The 17,676-nt window shown below is 64.9% G+C and carries 18 protein-coding genes and 1 riboswitch; of the genes, 9 read left to right on the top strand and 9 right to left on the bottom strand.

The features are described 5' to 3' along the window. The first annotated feature begins 4 nt into the window (after positions 1-4). Both FHY55_RS00785 and FHY55_RS00780 read left to right on the top strand, forming a co-directional pair. A complete protein-coding gene (locus FHY55_RS00785) occupies positions 5-634 on the top strand; it encodes an FMN-binding negative transcriptional regulator (protein WP_254695386.1) in 630 nt (209 codons plus the stop codon). Positions 635-726: 92 nt separating this feature from the next. After that, positions 727-1,341, top strand: a complete 615-nt coding sequence (locus FHY55_RS00780) for a glutathione S-transferase (RefSeq protein ID WP_140012377.1) — start codon at positions 727-729, stop codon at positions 1,339-1,341. 51 nt (positions 1,342-1,392) lie between these two features. On the opposite strand, the gene FHY55_RS00775 is transcribed toward FHY55_RS00780, so the two are convergent. Next, positions 1,393-2,073, bottom strand: a complete 681-nt coding sequence (locus FHY55_RS00775; protein ID WP_140012376.1) for an outer membrane protein — start codon at positions 2,071-2,073, stop codon at positions 1,393-1,395. A 297-nt stretch (positions 2,074-2,370) separates the two neighbouring features. Between FHY55_RS00775 and petA the strand changes: the two genes are divergently transcribed. From petA to FHY55_RS00760, 3 genes are read left to right on the top strand one after another with little or no spacing between them, the layout of a single operon-like run. Then, the gene (gene petA, locus FHY55_RS00770; protein WP_140012375.1) at positions 2,371-2,931 is read left to right on the top strand and encodes a ubiquinol-cytochrome c reductase iron-sulfur subunit; all 561 of its coding nucleotides are present in this window, start codon (positions 2,371-2,373) and stop codon (positions 2,929-2,931) included. Positions 2,932-2,945: 14 nt separating this feature from the next. Next, positions 2,946-4,274, top strand: a complete 1,329-nt coding sequence (gene petB, locus FHY55_RS00765; RefSeq protein WP_140012374.1) for a cytochrome b — start codon at positions 2,946-2,948, stop codon at positions 4,272-4,274. 18 nt (positions 4,275-4,292) lie between these two features. After that, positions 4,293-5,123, top strand: coding sequence for a cytochrome c1 (locus FHY55_RS00760; protein ID WP_140012373.1), 831 nt, complete (start codon positions 4,293-4,295; stop codon positions 5,121-5,123). 125 nt (positions 5,124-5,248) lie between these two features. Here FHY55_RS00760 and thiQ read toward each other — a convergent pair whose 3' ends face one another. The 3 genes from thiQ to FHY55_RS00745 are packed head-to-tail and all read right to left on the bottom strand — an operon-like array spanning position 5,249 to position 8,428. Further along, positions 5,249-5,941, bottom strand: a complete 693-nt coding sequence (gene thiQ, locus FHY55_RS00755; RefSeq protein WP_140012372.1) for a thiamine ABC transporter ATP-binding protein — start codon at positions 5,939-5,941, stop codon at positions 5,249-5,251. Further along, complete coding sequence (locus FHY55_RS00750; RefSeq protein ID WP_140012371.1) at positions 5,928-7,475, bottom strand: thiamine/thiamine pyrophosphate ABC transporter permease ThiP; 1,548 nt, start codon at positions 7,473-7,475, stop codon at positions 5,928-5,930. The genes thiQ and FHY55_RS00750 overlap by 14 nt, the downstream gene beginning before the upstream one ends. Beyond that, positions 7,451-8,428, bottom strand: a complete 978-nt coding sequence (locus FHY55_RS00745) for a thiamine ABC transporter substrate binding subunit (RefSeq protein ID WP_140012370.1) — start codon at positions 8,426-8,428, stop codon at positions 7,451-7,453. Before FHY55_RS00745 ends, FHY55_RS00750 begins: the two co-directional genes overlap by 25 nt. 38 nt (positions 8,429-8,466) lie before the next feature. Next, positions 8,467-8,578, bottom strand: a riboswitch (TPP riboswitch). 121 nt (positions 8,579-8,699) lie between these two features. Between FHY55_RS00745 and FHY55_RS00740 the strand changes: the two genes are divergently transcribed. From FHY55_RS00740 to FHY55_RS00730, 3 genes are all read left to right on the top strand, one after another. Further along, positions 8,700-9,479: a hypothetical protein gene (locus tag FHY55_RS00740; RefSeq protein WP_140012369.1), complete on the top strand. Its 780-nt coding sequence runs from the start codon at positions 8,700-8,702 to the stop codon at positions 9,477-9,479. 385 nt (positions 9,480-9,864) lie between these two features. Further along, a complete protein-coding gene (gene aroC / locus FHY55_RS00735; RefSeq protein WP_140012368.1) occupies positions 9,865-10,968 on the top strand; it encodes a chorismate synthase in 1,104 nt (367 codons plus the stop codon). A 91-nt stretch (positions 10,969-11,059) separates the two neighbouring features. Beyond that, positions 11,060-11,659 carry a glutathione S-transferase family protein gene (locus FHY55_RS00730; RefSeq protein WP_140012367.1) on the top strand — a complete coding sequence of 200 codons (600 nt, stop codon included), beginning with the start codon at positions 11,060-11,062 and terminating at the stop codon, positions 11,657-11,659. 29 nt (positions 11,660-11,688) lie between these two features. Here FHY55_RS00730 and FHY55_RS00725 read toward each other — a convergent pair whose 3' ends face one another. The 5 genes from FHY55_RS00725 to FHY55_RS00705 form a co-directional block, all read right to left on the bottom strand. Then, positions 11,689-12,567 (bottom strand): DMT family transporter, encoded by an 879-nt coding sequence (locus FHY55_RS00725; protein WP_140012366.1) that lies wholly within the window; start codon positions 12,565-12,567, stop codon positions 11,689-11,691. Between the two features lie 108 nt (positions 12,568-12,675). Continuing rightward, entirely contained in the window at positions 12,676-13,311 is a 636-nt protein-coding gene (locus tag FHY55_RS00720) for a nucleoside/nucleotide kinase family protein (RefSeq protein ID WP_140012365.1), read from the bottom strand. Continuing rightward, on the bottom strand, positions 13,308-14,078 hold the full coding sequence (locus tag FHY55_RS00715; protein WP_140012364.1) for an ATP-binding cassette domain-containing protein: 771 nt from the start codon (positions 14,076-14,078) through the stop codon (positions 13,308-13,310). Before FHY55_RS00715 ends, FHY55_RS00720 begins: the two co-directional genes overlap by 4 nt. Then, positions 14,078-15,139 (bottom strand): ABC transporter permease, encoded by a 1,062-nt coding sequence (locus tag FHY55_RS00710; RefSeq protein ID WP_140012363.1) that lies wholly within the window; start codon positions 15,137-15,139, stop codon positions 14,078-14,080. The genes FHY55_RS00715 and FHY55_RS00710 overlap by 1 nt, the downstream gene beginning before the upstream one ends. Before the next feature lie 89 nt (positions 15,140-15,228). Further along, a complete protein-coding gene (locus FHY55_RS00705; protein ID WP_140012362.1) occupies positions 15,229-16,242 on the bottom strand; it encodes a sugar ABC transporter substrate-binding protein in 1,014 nt (337 codons plus the stop codon). A 185-nt stretch (positions 16,243-16,427) separates the two neighbouring features. Here FHY55_RS00705 and FHY55_RS00700 point away from each other — a divergent pair, with 185 nt between their 5' ends. Continuing rightward, complete coding sequence (locus tag FHY55_RS00700; RefSeq protein WP_140015948.1) at positions 16,428-17,627, top strand: ROK family transcriptional regulator; 1,200 nt, start codon at positions 16,428-16,430, stop codon at positions 17,625-17,627. Positions 17,628-17,676: the final 49 nt, after the last annotated feature.

Raw genomic sequence — 17,676 nt, 5'->3', positions numbered from 1 at the left:
GAGGATGACCGCTCCGATGCACCCAAACCCGATCTATCGCGACGCCCCCACTGCCCAGAACCTTGCTTTTGCAGCCGAGCGCGGTTTTGGCACGCTGGCGGCCAATGGCGAGGTCTTTCCGCTCACCGCCCATGTGCCCTTTCTGCTCGACGCTGAGGCAGGCACGGCCACGCTCCACATGATGCGCTCCAATCCGATGGCTCGCGCCTGCATCGCCCCGATGCCTGCCCGCCTCTCGGTGATGGGGCCTGACAGTTACATCTCGCCCGATTGGTACGAGATGGACGATCAGGTGCCGACGTGGAACTACGTTGCCGTGCAACTCGATGGCCAGCTGGAGCGGCTGCCCGACGCTGCCCTGCGCGATGTGCTCGATGCGCTTTCAGATCATTTTGAGCAGCGCCTGCTCCCCAAGGCCCCATGGACCGCCGACAAGATGCCTGCCGACGTTTTGGCGCGGTTCATGCGGATGATTCAGCCGTTTCGCTTTGTGGTCGAAAAGGTAGAGAGCACGTGGAAGCTTGGCCAGAACAAGCCTGCGGAGGCCCGGCAGGCGGCGGCGCGGCAGGTGAAGGGCTATGGCATCGGGCAGGATCCGGCGCTTTTGGCGGCGCTGATGCTGGGAGCGGAGTAACGCAGGGTAAGGGCGCCCCGACAAGGTTAACTTGCCAGCACGGCATTCTTGAGCCAACGTGAATTGTCCACTCTCCCAGACGGTTGCCAGAAATGCCCTACATTCTCCACCACAGTCCTGCCTCGCCCTTTGTCCGGATGGTCATGGTGGTTGCGCATGAGTCGGGGTTGGCCGAGGAGATAGAGTGCGTTGAGGCAGCGGGCACACCGCTTGCGCCGGGCACCATGCCGCTGGCGCAAAACCCGCTGGGCAAGATCCCCACGCTGGAGCGGCCTGATGGCCCGGCGATGTTCGACAGCCGGGTGATTTGCCGGTTTCTCGACGCCCAGAGCGGCAAGACGCTCTACCCCGAATCGCGAATCTGGGAGGTGCTGACGCTTGAGGCGCTGGCCCATGGGCTGACCGAGGCGGTGCTGCTGATGACCTATGAGGCCCGGCTGCGCCCGGAGGAAAAGCAGAGCCCGGAGATTGTCGAAGCCCAGTGGGGCAAGGCTCACCGCGCGGCGACGGCGGCCAACTCGCGCTGGATGAGCCACCTCTCAGGCCCGCTTGATGCGGCGCAGATCGCGCTGGCCTGCGGCCTTGGCTATGCGGATTTTCGCCACCCCCAGCGGGATTGGCGCAGTGGCAACGAGGCGCTGGCGGAGTGGTATGCCCGCTTCAGCGAGCGCCCCTCGATGCAGGCCACCAAGCCGCCCGAAGGCTGATAGGGCCGTAGGGTGGGCAATATGCCCACCGCCCCGGCAAGCCCAACCCGATCAGAAGTTGTAGCTGACGCCGATGTTGATGGCGTTGGTCAGGATGTTCGATTCCCACTCGCCGCCGCCTTCAAGGTCGCCCTTGTTGGCCGAATAGGTGCCCTGATACTCGCCAAACACCGACCATGTGTCTTTGAAGGCGTAGGAGGCTCCGGCCATCCAGCGCGCGGCGGGGCCGGTGAACTGGTATTCGAAGGTCTTTGCGCCGCCGGTGGGCGTGATATCCACATGCGGCACCGCAATGCCGAGGCCCGCGCCCACATAGGGGGTCAGCTTGCCAGAGGCCCATTGGCCGGGCCAGCGGTAGAGCACGTTGGCGGTGATGATATTGAGCCCGTCGGTCAGCTCCAGCCGGTCAAAGCCGTTGTCGACGCGGGTTTCATCAGTGGCATAAACCTTGGTGTGGGTAAATTCGGCCCCGAAGCCAAGGTTGGCGCTGCGCCACCACGTGGCGCGGATGCCGTAGTAGGGCGGTGCCTCGAAGGGGCGGCCTTCCCACTCTGACAGGAACGAGAAATCGGAGGTGCCGTCATTGCCCTCCACCCGGCTGTGCGGTGCGGTCTGGTAGCCTGTGTAGAAGCTCAGCTCCATCTCCGCCGCAGCTGGCCGTGCGGCGGGCAGAAGAGCGGCCAGGGCGAGGGTGAGTGTTGCAGCGAGGCGAGGAAGGGCGGGAATACGCATGGAAGGCTTTGCTCCGAGGGGTCGTCATGTGGTCGTCATGTGTCTGTCAGCCCACCTAGCACGGCACGGGCCGATTTACAGCCGCGCCGGTGACGCAGGGTGCGATGTGATGCTTTGCTGCCCTTTTTCCGGCCTCCGCGCGTTTTTTGCGTCACTTGGCCGCAACTGTGCGGGAATGTCCGCTGGACTGGCGCGATGCAGGCAGCTAATAACCGCGCGAAATGGCTGGGCTCACGCCCTTGTCATGCCGCGTCATGGCCCGCCTACGCGCCGGGCCGGTGAGAAGGAGAACAACCCGTGTCGGACACTCACGAGCCCGAAGGTACACGCCGGGATTTCATCTATTATGCAACCGCAGGGGCCGGCGCTGTCGCCACCGGCGGGGCCGCTTGGGGTCTGGTCAACCAGATGAACCCCTCCGCCGACGTTCGGGCGCTCAGCTCGATTCGCGTCGATGTGAGCGGTGTCGAAGTCGGCACCCAGCTCACCGTGAAGTGGCTCGGCAAGCCGGTGTTCATCCGCCGCCGCACCGCTGAAGAGATCGAAGAGGCCCGCGCCGTTGCGATGGCCGATCTGGTCGATCCGATCGACCGGAACGAAAACAAGCCCGGCCTGCCCGCCACCGACGAGAACCGCTCGCTCGATGAAAACGGCGAATGGCTGGTGATGATGGGCGTGTGCACCCACCTCGGCTGTGTGCCGCTGGGTGACGGTGCCGGTGAGTTTGGCGGCTGGTTCTGCCCCTGCCACGGCTCGCACTACGATACGTCTGGCCGCATCCGCAAAGGCCCCGCGCCAGAGAACCTGCCGGTTCCGGTCGCGGAATTCGTCGACGAAACAACCATTCAGCTCGGTTAAGGGAGGGAACGCAGATGTCCGGTATTCCGCACGACCACTACGAACCCAAGACCGGTATCGAGAAGTGGCTTCACTCGCGCCTGCCCATCGTCGGGCTGGCCTACGACACCCTGATGATCCCCACCCCCAAGAACCTGAACTGGTGGTGGATCTGGGGCATCGTCCTCACCTTCTGCCTTGTGCTGATGATCGCCACCGGCGTCGTTCTGGTGATGCACTACACGCCCCACGTCGACTACGCCTTTGCCTCCATCGAGCACATCATGCGCGATGTAAACGGCGGCTACTTCATTCGCTACACCCACATGAACGGCGCTTCGCTGTTCTTCTTCGCAGTCTACATCCACATCTTCCGCGGCCTGTTCTACGGCTCCTACAAGACCCCGCGCGAGGTGACGTGGATCGTTGGCATGCTGATCTACCTCGCCATGATGGGCACGGCCTTCATGGGCTACGTTCTGCCCTGGGGTCAGATGTCGTTCTGGGGGGCCACGGTGATCACCGGTCTCTTCGGCGCGATCCCCTTTGTCGGCGAAAGCATCCAGACCTGGCTGCTCGGCGGCCCCGCGGTGGATAACGCCACGCTCAACCGCTTCTTCTCGCTGCACTACCTGCTGCCGATGGTCATCGCGGCGCTGGTGGCGGTGCACATCTGGGCCTTCCACACCACTGGCAACAACAACCCCACCGGGGTTGCGGTGCGCACCGCGAGCAAGGAAGAGGCCGAGGCCGATACCCTGCCGTTCTGGCCCTACTTCGTGATCAAGGATCTCTTCGCCCTTGCGGTGATCCTCGCGGTGTTCTTCGCGGTTGTGGCCTTCATGCCCAACTACCTCGGCCACCCCGACAACTACATCGAGGCCAACGCGCTCTCGACGCCGGCGCACATCGTGCCCGAATGGTACTTCCTGCCGTTCTACGCGATCCTGCGGGCCTTCACTTCCGACGTCTGGGTGGTGATGTTCGCCGAGTGGATCAGCTTCGGCATCATCGACGCCAAGTTCTTCGGCGTGCTGGCGATGTTCGGCGCAATCGCGGTGATGGCGTTGGCACCCTGGCTTGATACCTCCTCGGTGCGCTCGGGCCGCTATCGCCCGATGTTCAAGTGGTGGTTCCTGCTGCTGGTGATCGACTTCGTTGTGCTGATGTGGCTCGGTGCCATGCCGGCAGAAGAGCCCTACTCCAGCTTCTCGCTGGTGGCCTCGGCCTATTGGTTCGCCTACTTCCTGGTGATCCTGCCGCTGCTGGGCGTGATCGAGAAACCGCTGCCGCGTCCGGCCACGATCGAAGACGACTTCAACGCCCATTACGGCAAGGCCAAACCGGCCACGCCGGCCGAATAAGAGGACGGAGAGAGAGACATGATCCGCAAACTCGCACTCACCGCCCTGCTCGCACTGGCCATGCCGGCCACCTCCGCCCTTGCGGCGGGGGGCGAGGGCCACATCGAAGACTATGCCTTCTCCTTCGAAGGCCCCTTCGGCAAATATGATCAGAACCAGCTGCAACGTGGCTTGAAGATCTACACCGAGGTCTGCTCGGGCTGTCACGGCCTCAAGTATGTCTCCTTCCGGTCGATGGCCGAAGAGGGCGGGCTGGGCTACTCCGAAGATCAGGTGCGCGCCTACGCCTCGCAGATCGTCATCCTCGACGAAGACGCCAACCGCGACTTCTACGATGCCGAGCTGGGCGAGTTCCGCACCCCCACCCCGGCGGACAACTTCCCGGCCGTCACCACCGCCGGCGCGCCCGATCTCAGCCTGATGGCCAAGGCCCGCGCAGGCTTCCACGGGCCCTATGGCACCGGCATGAACCAGCTCTTCAAGGGCATGGGCGGCGCCGAATACATCGCCTCCCTGCTCACCGGCTACACCGGCGAGGAGAAAGAGGAATACGGCTCGGTCTTCTACGAGAACACCGCCTTCCCCGGCGGCTGGATCTCGATGGCCCCGCCGCTGGTGGGCGAGGATGTGGAATTTGACGATGGCCACAGCAATGACCTGCACCATGAAGCGATGGATGTTGCCGCCTTCCTGATGTGGGCTGCCGAGCCCAAGATGATGCAGCGCAAGGAAACAGGCTTCCTGATCGTTGGCTTCCTCATCTTCCTCTCGGTGCTGCTCTACCTCACCAACAAGCGCCTCTGGGCCCCGCACAAGGCGAGGGCCAAGGCGCTGAACGCCAAGGCCTGAGAGCTGGCGACAGAATGACAAAAGGCGCGGACCTCACGGTTCGCGCCTTTTCCGTTTCGGGGCCTGCTCATCCGCCCTTCGAGGCGCCTTCGCAGGGGCGATGAGCGGCCGGGGGCCGCGAAGAGCTACCCAAGGTAGGCCCTGAGCCCCTCCGGCGGATCGTCCAGCAACGGGCCTGTCGTCACAGGTGCCTCGGCCCGGCCTTCGGCCACCACCACCGTTTGCCCGGCAAAGGCGCGCGCGTCTTCCGGGTCATGGGTGACCATCAGCACCGCCGCGCCGCTCTCCTCTGCGATCTCGCGCACAAGTGCCAGCATCTCGCGCTTCAGCGCAGGGCCGAGCGCCGCGAAGGGTTCATCGAGCAGCAGCACCGGCCTTTGGCGCAGCAGCACCCGCGCCAGCGCCACCCGGCTCCTCTGCCCGCCGCTCAGCTCACGTGGCAGCCGCGCGCCCATGCCGCCCAGCCCGACCCGCTCCAGCGCGGCATCCACGCGCGCCCGGTCACCAGCCGAAAGCCGCAGGTCGGGGCGCAGCCCCAGCCCCACGTTTCGCTCCACGCTTAGGTGCCCAAACAGGTTTTCTTCCTGAAACAGCACCGACACGGGCCGCGCGCCCGGTGCCAGCCCGCTAATGTCGTTTCCGTCCCAAACCACCCGCCCGCGCGCAGGCTCCACGAAGCCGGCGATGCCCATCAGCAGGGTCGATTTGCCTGCACCCGACGGGCCGATCACCGCCACCCGGGCGCCGGGCTCCACCGCCCAATCCGCCTCCAGCGCGAAGTTGCCCTGTTCCAGCCGCAGCCCCTCAAGCGCCAGCATTGGCTCGCCCTCCCCTGTCGAATCCCCAGAACAGCCCCAGCGAGAGTACCAGCAGCAGCAGCGCCGCGCCCGCGGCCTGATCTATCCGGTAGGCGGCCATCAAGCGGTAGAGTTGCAAGGGCAGCGTGGCGGTGTCGCCATCGGCAAAGAGCGCGATCACCCCGAGGTCTCCCATCGAAAGCGCGGCGGCGAGGCCGAGGGCAAAGCCGATCGGGCGGCGCAGGGTGGGGAGGGTCACCAGCCGCAGCCGCGCCAAACCGGTCATGCCGAGGCTATCGGCCAGCCGTCCTGACCCGGCGCGCATCTCCCGCGCGGCGGGCACCAGCGCGGCGAGGGCGAAGGGCAGGGCCAGCACCGCGTTGACCAGTGCGGTAACCACCAGCGCGATCTCGTCGGGGCGAACCCAGCGGTAGCTGAGGATGAAGAGGCCGGTGCCGATTACCAGCGGTGAGGCGGCGATGGGCAAGACGCCCACGAGTTGCACCCAAAGGCCGCGCCGCGCCGCCAGCGCCATCGGCAGGGCCAACGCAAGGCAGAGCGCCGCAGAGCCCAGCGCCACCGCCACAGAGCGCCCGGCGGCGTGCCAGACGGCCCAGGGCATCTCCGCCAGCCCCGGCACGCCGCGCAGGGCCACCGCGACCAGCGGCGCGAGCAGGAAGAGGGCGGCGAGCACCACAACCAGCCCGTCTTGCCAGCGCAGCCATCCGCCCCCGTCCCAGCGCCGCACCACGCCGCCAAGGCCGCCTGCAAACACCGTAGGCCGCGCCAGCCCCCATGCCAGCGCCGCCGCCGCGCCCGCGAGGGCAAATTGCACCAGCCCAAGCACCGAGGCCGCGCCAAGCGCATAGTCGAAGCGAAACGCCTGATAGATCGCCAGTTCCACGGTGGTTGCGCGCGGCCCGCCGCCGAGCGCCAGCGCCACGGCAAAGCTGGTGAGGCAGAGCGCGAAGATCAGCAGCCACGCGCCGGGCAGCACGCCCCGCAGCATCGGCCACTCAATGCCCCGCTGGATCGCTCCCGCGCCCATGCCGAGCGAGGCCGCCAGCCGAAACCGTTCCGCCGGGATCGCGAGCCAGCCCTGCAACACAAGACGCACAGCCAGCGGCAGGTTGAAGAAGACATGCGCCAGAATCACCCCCTGCGCGCCATAGGGGCTGACCTCGGGTAGGCCCAAGGCCCGCAGCGCCACGTTGACCACACCGGAGCGCCCGAAGACAGCGACAAGCCCCAGCACGGCGACGATGGTTGGCAGGATAAAGGGAGCGCCCATCAAGGTGATGACCGCCCCGCGCCCGAAAAACCGCCGCCGCGCAAGCGCCCGCGCGACAGGTACCGCGAGAATCACGCTCAGGCTGGCCGAAACCACGGCCTGCCAAAGGGTGAACCACAGCGCATCCTGCGCCGCCGGGCCGACGGCGGCAAAGTTTTCGGCCCGCCAGGCCACGGCAGCGAGCGTGCCCAGCGTCACCGCCAGCACAAGCGTCGCCGCGGCCCCTGCGAGCCATCGGGTTATTGGCTGAGCCCCTGCCGCCATGTCTCTATCGCATCCGCCTTCATCGCCTCTGCCGTTGCGGCATCGACGTAGAGCACCTTGTCGGGCACCGGCAGGTTGCGGAAGGCCTCGGGCCACTTGGCCTCTTCCAGCTTGGCCGGGAAGCTCCAGTTGCCTTCCGGAATGGCCGTCTGGAACCCGTCACTGAGGATAAAGTCCATAAAGCTCTGTGCCAGTTCCGGCTGCTCGGTGCCTGCCAGCTTGGCCGCGAGCTCAACGTACAGATAGTTCCCCTCCTCGAAGATCGCGGCCTGCTTGGTTTCGTCACCCTCGGCAACGATGTGGTAGGCGGGCGAGGTGGTGAAACTCAGCACCATGTCGGCCTCGCCCTCGGTGAACATCCCATAGGCCTCGCTCCAGCCCTTGGTGACGGTGAGGATCTTGGGAGAAAGCCGCTCCCATGCCGCCCCGGCTTCTTCGCCGTAAAGCGCCTGCACCCACATCACCAACGCCAGCCCGGCGGCAGAGGCGCGCGGATCCTGAATCACGATCCGGGTGTCATCAGCCATATCCAGCATCGCCTCGAAACTCGCGGGCGGGGTTTCCATCCGGGTGCTGTCATAGATGAAGGCAAGGTGGCTCCAGTCGAAGGGGAGGAAGGTTTTGTCTTCCCAGGTCACCGGCATGGTCAGGGCCGAAACATCTTGCCCGTGCGGTGCAAACAGGCCCGATTCGGCGGCGCGGGCCATTTCATCCTGGCTCAGGCCGATGGCCACATCGGCCTCCGAGCGGTCGCCTTCCAGCAGGATGCGTGGCAGCACGTCGCCGGTGACAAACTCCAACTCGCAGCCGCACTCGGCCTCGAAGGCCTGCTTGATCGCGGGGCCGGGGCCCCATTCGCTGGCAAAGTAATCGGGCGCGTAGACCGTCAGGGTTTCCGCTGCCGCCGTGCTGGCGACAAGGGCAAATCCCGCGGCGATGAGGGGGGCTTTCATGGGTCATCCTCCATTGCATGCGGGCGGAGCGGGCAATCGAGGTGTCTCGAAACCTTCCCTCCGCCGGTTTTAGCCGGTTCAGGTTCAGCGGGTTCATGGCGCGCGCGGCCACATCTCAGCCCTTCTGCAAGGGCACCCCGAGGTGCGGCACACCATAGGGCCGCACCGGGCGATGGCAAGCAGGTCACGCTTGTGGAATATGCGCGGCTGTCCGTTTCCTTCTCAAGCGACCGCCCTAATGTTGTGGGCCTGATCAACGGAGACTTCCGCCATGCTACGCCGCCTCGCTACAGTTGTTGCCTTTGCGTTTGCCTTGCCATTGTCGGCCCACGCAGAGGAGGCGAACGGCTTTCGCTTTGCCGGGGTGTCGTTGGAAACCGGCGGCTTCCCTAGGGGGGAGCAATACAACCGGCTGTCGGGCACGGCCCATGCCGACTACGGGCTTGGCTGGGCTGACCTCGGGATTGATCTTACCCTGTCCACCGCCCGCGCGGGGGAGGCTGACCTGAGCACCGCAAAGGCGCTCTTTCACCTCACCACACGCCCGCTTGGCGACGGGTTCTCGGTTGGCCCTTACCTGTGGCTCGGCTCTCAATCCGAAGGGGGCGCCGCCTTTGCCATTGGCGGGGAAGCCGCGGTGCACCTGCCTTCGGGCTTTGGCGCGGAGCTGTATTTTGGCGAAACCCGTGGCGGTGCACTGGGCGTGGATGGTTATGCCACCAACCGGGGCCTGCGGGTGAGCTACACCGGGCAGGGGCGGTTCTCTGGCTACGGGGCGTTTTCAAAAGACACGCTGAACATGGCCAGTGGGGACCAAGACTTTTACCGCCTCGCCTTCGGGCTCGACACATGGCTTGATCTGCCCGCTGCCGGCACCTCGGGCCGTGCGGCTTTGCTCTCGGTCGCTGTCGGGCAGCACCACTTTGATTTGCTGGATGAGCGCGAAAACTGGGTTTCTGTCGGCCTCACGATCCCGCTTACGCAGGGCCGCTCTGAGCTGCCGGTGTTCTCCTCCCGGCGCGCGGTCACCCACAACCTGCCGTTGCCATGATCATTTTTATGTCGCGTTAACCGTTAGTTAACCTTCCTTAACCTAACGTCACCCTTTTGCAACATTTTGGGCCTTCGATGGCGATTGTCGCCAAACGGGCAACATGGGTGGCGGATTTGGTGGTATGTCCAACGACATAACGAAGGCGCTCCAAGCGCCTCGCGAAGACCAGTGTGGTTACGATCGCCCCCTTTTGGTTACCGGGGACTCGTTGCTGAACTGAATCGGCAGGAGCTCGGGATCCCCCCAGTGCCACCGGGGGCCTCTGAAAGAGCTGGGCGGTGGCACAGTCATCATCGTATGTCCCGAGCTTCTGCCGATTTGATTCTCCTTGGCAGGGCGCGGCGCAGCGGATAACTCCTTGCGACCAAAGGAGCCCGCGCACATGAGCCTCAACACCTTCGGCCACCTCTTCCGCGTCACCACCTGGGGCGAAAGCCACGGACCCGCCTTGGGATGCACAGTCGATGGCTGTCCTCCCGGCATTCCGGTCACGGCAGAGCAGATCCAGGTCTGGCTCGACAAGCGCAAACCCGGGCAGAACAAGTATACCACCCAGCGCCGCGAGGCCGATGAGGTCGAGATTCTCTCTGGCGTGTTCGAGGGCGTCACCACCGGCACCCCGGTGCAACTGATGATCCGCAACACCGACCAGCGCTCCAAGGACTATGGCGACATCGCCGAAAAGTTTCGCCCCGGCCATGCCGACATCACCTATTGGCAGAAATACGGAATTAGAGACTATCGCGGCGGCGGGCGCTCCTCTGCCCGCGAAACCGCCGCGCGAGTGGCCGCAGGCGGGCTGGCGCGCAATGCCTTGGCCAAGCTGGTGCCGGGCCTCTCGATCAAGGGTTTCATGGTGAGCATGGGCGAGCGCGCCGCCGACCCGGCCCGCTACGATATGGCCGAGATCGATAACAACCCCTTCTGGACGCCCGACGCGCAGGCCGCCGAAGACTGGGCCGGTTATCTCGACGAGCTGCGCAAGTCCGGCAACTCGGTGGGCGCGGTCATCGAGGTGGTCGCCAGCGGCGCGCCCGCAGGCCTCGGCGCGCCAGTCTACGGCAAGCTGGATACCGACCTTGCCGCCGCCATGATGAGCATCAACGCGGTCAAAGGCGTGGAGATCGGAGACGGTTTCGCCGCCGCCCGCCTCACCGGCGAGGCCAACGCCGACGAGATCGCCATGAGTCAGGGTGGCCCGGTTTACTCCTCCAACCACGCGGGCGGCATCCTCGGCGGCATCTCCACCGGGCAGGATCTTGTGGTGCGCTTCGCCGTCAAGCCGACGTCTTCCATCCTCAAGCCCCGCAAGACGATCAACAAGGCGGGTGAAGAGACCGAGATCATCACCAAAGGCCGCCACGATCCCTGCGTCGGTATCCGCGCCGTGCCGGTGGGCGAGGCGATGATGGCCTGCGTGCTACTCGATCACATCCTGCTGCATCGCGGGCAGGTGGGCGAAGGTTTGCCCGGCAAAATCGGCTGATCGCCTCCTGACAGGGCCCCTGCCACCCCTCCTGACACCACCCTGTCAGGGGGGGGGCTGCTATGGTCCCTTCAGAAACAGGAGACTCCCGATGATCAAGTTTTACCACGCCCCGAATTCGCGCAGCAGCACGGTTGCCATAGCGATCGAAGAAATGGGCCTTTCCGCCGAGATAGAGACGAAAATCGTCACCGTTCCCCGGCAGGATGGCACCGGTGGCCCTGACGCGGCCAACCCTCACCCCGAGAGCAAGGTGCCCGCGCTTGAGGTGAACGGCAGCCTCATCACCGAACGCGCCGCCATCCTCGCCCTGCTGTCAGAGCTCTTCCCCGAGGCCCCAACCGCTGTGCCGCCCGGCCACCCGGATCGTGGTGCCTTTCTGATGTGGCTGTCCTATTACGCAGGCGTGGCAGAGCCGCTTATCATGGGCATGGTCTGCGAGGTGGCCGACAATCCGATCTGGGTGACCACCTATCGTGACATGCCGGCCATGATCGCAAGGCTCGAAACCGCTCTCGATGGGCAGGACTACTTGCTCGAAAGCGGCTTTTCTGCCGCCGATCTCATCATGGCCTCGCCCTACCAGTGGAACCGCGACTGGTTGCCCAAGCGGCCCGCCATCGAAGCATGGTTTGACCGTGTGGTGGCGCGCCCAGCGGTGCAGGCCGTGGCTGCCCGCGACAACGCCTGAGCAAAGCGTAGGGCGGGCGCTGGCCCGCCTTACGCCTCCACCTTCTTTTGCTTGGCCAGTTGCACCAGCAGGATGCCCACCGCGATCACCGCGACGCCTGCAATATCCAGCGGCCCGATGTGCTCGCCGAGGAAGATCCACGCCACCAGCACCCCGAAGAACGGGTTGAGAAAGTGGAAGGTGGCCGCCTTCACCGCGCCGATCCGCCCGACCAGCTTGAACCAGATCCACGTGGCCAGCAGGCCGGGCACGAAGACAGTGTAGATGAACGCCAGCGTCAGCGCCGTGCTCGGCGTGTATTCCCAGGTTTCAAACAGCATCGAGGGCAGCACGAGGCAGGCCGCGCCAATCAGCATCTGGTAGCCGACGACCACCATGAGGTTGCCCCCGCCGCCGCTCGCGCCGCGCAGTGCCAATGTGGCCACCGCCAGCGCGCAGGCCGCCGTGACGCAAAGCGCAACTCCCGGAAGGCTCACCCCCGCCTCCAGCCGCGCGCCCATGATCAGCAGCACACCGCCAAAGCCCATGACGAGGCCGAGCACCCCCATGCGCGGCAGCCTGTCACCCAGAGCCACCCAGCCGATGAGGCCCACCAGCAGCGGCATCGAAGAAGCGATGATGGCCGCAAAGCTTGCCTCCACCCATTGCATCGCAATGAAGTTCAGGCCGAGGTAGAGCGCGTTCTGGCATATCCCGAAGATCACCGTTGCCCGCCATTGGCCGCGTGTCAGGCTAAAGCTCTGGCCGAGCGCCCGCGCAATCAGCAGCGCAATGCAGCCCGCCAGAAAGAACCGGACGGAGGAGACGGCGAGCGGCGGGGCCGAGGTGACGATGATCCGCGCCGAGGTGAAGGCGGATGACCAGATGAAGGCAAATGAAAGCCCCATCAGAATTGCTCGAATGTCCACTGGTCCCTCCCGCAATCACACATCCGGGCTACCCCCGGAGCGCAGGAGGGTCCAGCCGAATTGCATGACGGGGGCAAGGATTGTCGGCCATCTCCCGGCCGCTTTGGGCTATCCGCTTGTTGTCACGGTGATGTCGGCAGGCAGCATGGCCTCCGCGACCAGCTGTGCATTGGCAAGGTCGTTGCCCTCTGCCCGCGCGGTCGCTTCGGGGCCGGAGAGGCCATAATCGTGCCAGCGGGCAACCAGCCGCTCGCGCAGGGTGGCAATCTCGACGTCGATCCGCACGGCCAAATCCCAGTGCGGGCGGAGGTCTCGCCAAACCGGCCTGTCAAACAGCAGGTAGTTGCCCTCCACGATCACCGTATCGCAGGCCTCATCCACAAGCCCCGCCCCGGCAATCGCAATGTCCCGTGCGCGATCAAAGAGCGGAAAGGCCACCTCCGCCTCATCGCGCAATCGCTGGACGAGGTGCAGGAAGCCGGGCGCATCAAAGGTTTCCGGCGCGCCTTTTCGCGCAAGCAGCCCGCGCTCCACGAGGATCGGGTTATGCAGGTGGAAGCCATCCATCGGCACCACCTGCGCGCGCTCCCCGGCCTCTTTCAGCGAGGTGCAAAGCGCGTCTGCAAGCGTCGATTTTCCACTGGCCGGTGCGCCCGCAAGGGCGACCACCCTGCGCCGGCCCGCCTTGGGGGTGGCCAGAACGGCCTCTTGCAACGCGGGCAATGACGCGAGGGTGCGTGTCATGCCGCTTCCGCAGGGGCCTCTTTTGCGCCGGTCATGAAGGCCACCGCGTCTGACATGGTGTAATCACGCGGGTCGATCACGCAGAGCCTGCGGCCCAGCCGGTGCACGTGGATACGGTCTGCCACCTCAAAGACATGGGGCATGTTGTGGCTGATGAGGATGATCGGGATGCCGCGCGACTTCACGTCTTGGATCAGCTCCAGCACGCGGCGGCTTTCCTTCACACCCAGCGCGGCGGTGGGCTCATCGAGGATGATGACCTTGGAGCCAAAGGCCGCAGCGCGGGCCACGGCCACACCCTGACGCTGGCCGCCCGAAAGGGTTTCCACCGCCTGATTGATGTTCTGGATCGTCATCAGCCCAAGCTCGGTGAGCTTTTCGCGGGCCATCCGTTCCATCGTGGGCCGGTCAAGCTGGCGCAGGAGTTTGCCGCGCCAGCCGGGGCGGCGGATTTCGCGGCCCATGAACATGTTGTCGGCAATCGACAGGGCGGGCGACATGGCGAGCGTCTGGTAGACAGTTTCGATGCCCGCCTCCCGCGCGTCGATCGGCGAGGAGAAGTTTACCTCTTTGCCCTCCAGCGTCACCGTGCCCGCATCGGGGATCACCGCCCCCGACACCGCCTTGATGAGAGAGCTCTTGCCTGCGCCGTTGTCGCCAATGACGGCGAGGATCTCGCCCGGCATCAGGTCAAAGTCGCAATTGTCGAGCGCGGTCACGCGGCCATAGCGCTTGGTGAGGCCGCGGCCTTTGAGAATGGGTTCCATCAGGCTGCCACCTTTCTGATCCACTGGTCGACGGCCACTGCGCCGATGATGAGAGTGCCGATAAGCAGGTAGGTCCACTGTGCATCGGCCCCGGCGAGCCGCAGCCCGAGGGTGAAAACACCCACGATCAGGGCCCCGAAGAGCGTGCCAAGGATCGAGCCGCGCCCGCCGAAGAGCGAGATGCCCCCGATCACCACGGCGGTGATGCTCTCGATGTTCAAAAGCTGGCCCGAGGTGGGAGAGACCGAGCCGATCCGGCCAATCAGCGCCCATCCGGCGAAGGCACAGATAAGGCCCGCGAGCGCATAGACCGAGATCAGCGTGCGCCGCACGTTCACGCCCGAAAGCTCCGCCGCATCCGGGTCATCGCCCACGGCATAAACATGCCTGCCCCAAGCGGTGTGGCGCAGCACATAGGCGAGGATCAGCACGAGGATCAGCATGAAGACCACGCCAACGGTAAACACCGCACCGCCCACGCTGAACTTGGCTCCCATCAGCTGAAGCAGGGGGGCCGCCTCGGCAATATCCTGGCTGCGGATGGTTTCGTTGGCCGAATAGAGGAAGTTGGCCGCCAGCACGATCTGCCACATGCCGAGCGTCACGATGAAAGGCGGCAGCTTGACCCGCGCCACCAGCCAGCCGTTCAGCGCGCCGATGGCGGTGCCGAGGGTGAGACCGGCGACGATGGAAAGGCCAACCGGAACGCCGTAGCGAAAGGTGAATTGCCCCATGATGACCGAGGAGATCACCGCAATGGCACCTACGCTCAGGTCGATGCCCGCTGTGAGGATAACAAGGCTCTGCGCGGCGGCCACGATGCCGACGATCTGCACCTGTTGCAGGATCAGCGTGAGGGCGAAGGGCGAAAAGAACCTTGCGCCAAGCGTGAGGCCAAAAACGATGATCGACAGCACAAGCACGATGAGCGGCACAAGCGCCGGCGTGGTGTGCAACTGGTGCTGAAGCCGGTCGATCAGGCTCTTGTTGTGCCCGTCGAAAGACGCAACTTCGCTGGGTGCGCTGGAGGCAGAGGCCTCGTAGTTATCAGATTGTGACATATGTCCCCCCGGGGCAGGTGCCTCACCCGCCGGTTTGAACAGGGCGGATAGGCCCGCCCCGTTCGTGATTCACTTGGCGTTGGGCCGGGTCAGCCCCAGCAGAGCTCGTTGCCCTCGTCGGTGTCGATGCTCTCGACGCCCTCGGCAGGCTTGTCGGTCACGAGCGCGACGCCGGTATCGAAGAAGTCCTTGCCGGGCGTGTTGGCCGGCTTGGTGCCGTCCTTGGCGAAGGCGACGATGGCTTCGATGCCCTTGGAGGCCATCAGCAGCGGGTATTGCTGCGAGGTCGCACCAATCACACCGTCTTTCACGTTGGCCACACCGGGGCAGCCGCCGTCAACCGAAACGATCAGCACGTCGTTTTCGCGGCCAATCGACTTGAGCGCCTCATAGGCACCGGCAGCGGCAGGCTCGTTGATGGTGTACACCACGTTGATCTCGGGGTCGGTCGCCAGAAGGTTCTCCATCGCCTTGCGGCCACCTTCTTCGTTGCCGGCGGTCACGTCATTGCCGACGATGCGCGGGTCTTCCTCGTCGCCCCACTTATTCGGGTCACCCAGCTCGATGCCGAAGCCCTGCAGGAAGCCCTGGTCGCGCAGCACGCCAACGGTGGGCTGGCTGACGGCAAGGTCGAGCATGGCGATCTTGGCGTTGGCGGCCTCGTCGCCCAGCGTGGCGGCGGCCCATTGGCCAATCAGCTCACCGGCGAGGAAGTTGTCGGTGGCAAAGGTCATGTCGGCAGCGTCGATCGGGTCGAGCGGCGTGTCGAGCGCGATCACCACAAGGCCCGCATCGCGCGCCTGCTGAACGGCGGGCACAATGGAGCTGGTGTCGGAGGCGGTGAGCAGAATGCCCTTGGCGCCGTTGGCGATGCAGGTTTCGATGGCGGCCACTTGCGTTTCATGGTCGCCGTCAACCTTGCCGGCATAGCTGTTGAGCGTGACGCCCAGCTCGGCGGCCTTGGCCTCGGCGCCCTCGCGCATCTTAACGAAAAACGGGTTGGTGTCGGTCTTGGTGATCAGGCAAGCGCCGATGTCTTGGGCCATCGCGGTGCCGGACATGGCGCAGAGTGCGAGCGCAGTTGTTGCGACGAGTTTCTTCATGATTTCCTCCCTGGGAAGCGTTGCTATCTGGATCTCCCATTGATCCGCCCCTGACGGATTACGCCCGGGGTTGCAGCGTAAAGAGCGCGATTCCCGTTCGCCTGTCAATAAATAAATAAACTTGATTTATTAAAGGACGGATGGCCTACTTCCTTTGGGGCAGGAAGTTTCGTATGGCCAAACCGATGGATGGCACTGAAATCAAGGGGCTGAGCGGCGGGGTCAACCAGTCGGGCGTTCGCAACTATAACGAGCGGCTGGTTCTGTCGGTGCTCCAGCGGCGCGGGGCGATGGCGGGCAGCGATATTGCGCGGCTCGTCAACCTGTCGCCCCAAACCATCTCGATCATCCTGCGCCGCCTCGAAGGGGATGGCATCGTGATGCGCGGCGACCCGAGCCGTGGCAAGGTAGGCAAGCCCTCCATCCCGATGCGGCTCAATCCTGATGGCGTGCTCTCGGTTGGTTTCAAGATCGGGCGGCGCAGTGCCGACCTCGTGCTCACCGGCTTTGATGGCGTGGTGCGTCAGCAGATGCAGGAGCACTATGATTACCCCTTCCCCGAGGCCGTTTTCAGCCTGCTCAAGCGCGGGCTTGCCAGCTTCATCGACCAGATGTCCCCCGAAGAGCGCGGCCGCCTCTGCGGCATCGGCATCGCCGCTCCCTTCGAGCTGTGGAAGTGGCATGACCTCATCGGCCACACCGCCGAGCGGTTTCGGTCGTGGAAAGACATCGACTTTGCCGAGGAGGTGGCCAAGTTCAGCGATCTGCCGGTTTTCGTGCTCAACGACGGCACCGCAGCCTGCCATGCCGAGCATCTCTACGGGCGCGGCAAGGAGTTTCGTGACTACGCCTTTTTCTTCGTCAGCCAGTTCATTGGCGGCGGGGTGGTGCTGAACAATACAGTCTTCGAGGGCAATCAGGGCAACGCTGGGGCGCTCGGCTCCATGCGCACCACCGGCCCGCAGGGCGAAAGCCTGCAAATGATAGACGTTGCCTCCATTCACCTGCTGGAAGCCCGGCTGATTGAAGCCGGGGTGGACCCGAAGCTGCTGTGGCGCAAGCCGCAGCATTGGAGCATGCTGTCGCGCTACGTTGACCCTTGGATGGCCCAGACCGCGCAAGAGCTGGCCAAGGCCTCGCTTTCGGTCTGCTCGGTCATCGACTTCGAGGCCATCGTGATCGACGGGGCCTTTCCCACCGAAGTGCGGGATGATCTTGTCAGCCGGGTCCGGCGCTATCTCGTCAACCAAGACGCGCGGGGGCTGATCGAACCGCGCATCGAGGTCGGAAGCATCGGAGAGATTGCCCGGGGCATCGGCGCAGCCAGCGCCCCGATCTTCTCGCAGTTTCTGCTAAACGCCAACGCCGGGCTGACGGCCTACTGAGGGGCGTCGCCGGGCTTGGCCTTCGCTGAAAGCGGGCTTGGCGTGATTG

It is taken from the genome of Oceanicola sp. D3 (assembly GCF_006351965.1).
In the GTDB taxonomy this organism is placed as follows: Bacteria; Pseudomonadota; Alphaproteobacteria; order Rhodobacterales; family Rhodobacteraceae; genus Vannielia.
Note: the sequence above shows the minus strand (reverse complement) of the source record. Positions and strands in the feature narration are given on the sequence as shown.

Bases quoted from the DNA above. Each gene is read 5' to 3' on its own strand.
- thiQ (WP_140012372.1), bottom strand. From the start codon at position 5,941: ATGCTGGCGCTTGAGGGGCTGCGGCTGGAACAGGGCAACTTCGCGCTG.
- FHY55_RS00715 (WP_140012364.1), bottom strand. From the start codon at position 14,078: ATGGAACCCATTCTCAAAGGCCGCGGCCTCACCAAGCGCTATGGCCGC.
- FHY55_RS00700 (WP_140015948.1), top strand. From the start codon at position 16,428: ATGGATGGCACTGAAATCAAGGGGCTGAGCGGCGGGGTCAACCAGTCG.
- FHY55_RS00710 (WP_140012363.1), bottom strand. From the start codon at position 15,139: ATGTCACAATCTGATAACTACGAGGCCTCTGCCTCCAGCGCACCCAGC.
- FHY55_RS00720 (WP_140012365.1), bottom strand. From the start codon at position 13,311: ATGACACGCACCCTCGCGTCATTGCCCGCGTTGCAAGAGGCCGTTCTG.
- FHY55_RS00785 (WP_254695386.1), top strand. From the start codon at position 5: ATGACCGCTCCGATGCACCCAAACCCGATCTATCGCGACGCCCCCACT.
- FHY55_RS00705 (WP_140012362.1), bottom strand. From the start codon at position 16,242: ATGAAGAAACTCGTCGCAACAACTGCGCTCGCACTCTGCGCCATGTCC.
- petB (WP_140012374.1), top strand. From the start codon at position 2,946: ATGTCCGGTATTCCGCACGACCACTACGAACCCAAGACCGGTATCGAG.
- aroC (WP_140012368.1), top strand. From the start codon at position 9,865: ATGAGCCTCAACACCTTCGGCCACCTCTTCCGCGTCACCACCTGGGGC.
- FHY55_RS00780 (WP_140012377.1), top strand. From the start codon at position 727: ATGCCCTACATTCTCCACCACAGTCCTGCCTCGCCCTTTGTCCGGATG.
- FHY55_RS00730 (WP_140012367.1), top strand. From the start codon at position 11,060: ATGATCAAGTTTTACCACGCCCCGAATTCGCGCAGCAGCACGGTTGCC.
- FHY55_RS00775 (WP_140012376.1), bottom strand. From the start codon at position 2,073: ATGCGTATTCCCGCCCTTCCTCGCCTCGCTGCAACACTCACCCTCGCC.
- FHY55_RS00760 (WP_140012373.1), top strand. From the start codon at position 4,293: ATGATCCGCAAACTCGCACTCACCGCCCTGCTCGCACTGGCCATGCCG.
- FHY55_RS00740 (WP_140012369.1), top strand. From the start codon at position 8,700: ATGCTACGCCGCCTCGCTACAGTTGTTGCCTTTGCGTTTGCCTTGCCA.
- FHY55_RS00745 (WP_140012370.1), bottom strand. From the start codon at position 8,428: ATGAAAGCCCCCCTCATCGCCGCGGGATTTGCCCTTGTCGCCAGCACG.
- FHY55_RS00750 (WP_140012371.1), bottom strand. From the start codon at position 7,475: ATGGCGGCAGGGGCTCAGCCAATAACCCGATGGCTCGCAGGGGCCGCG.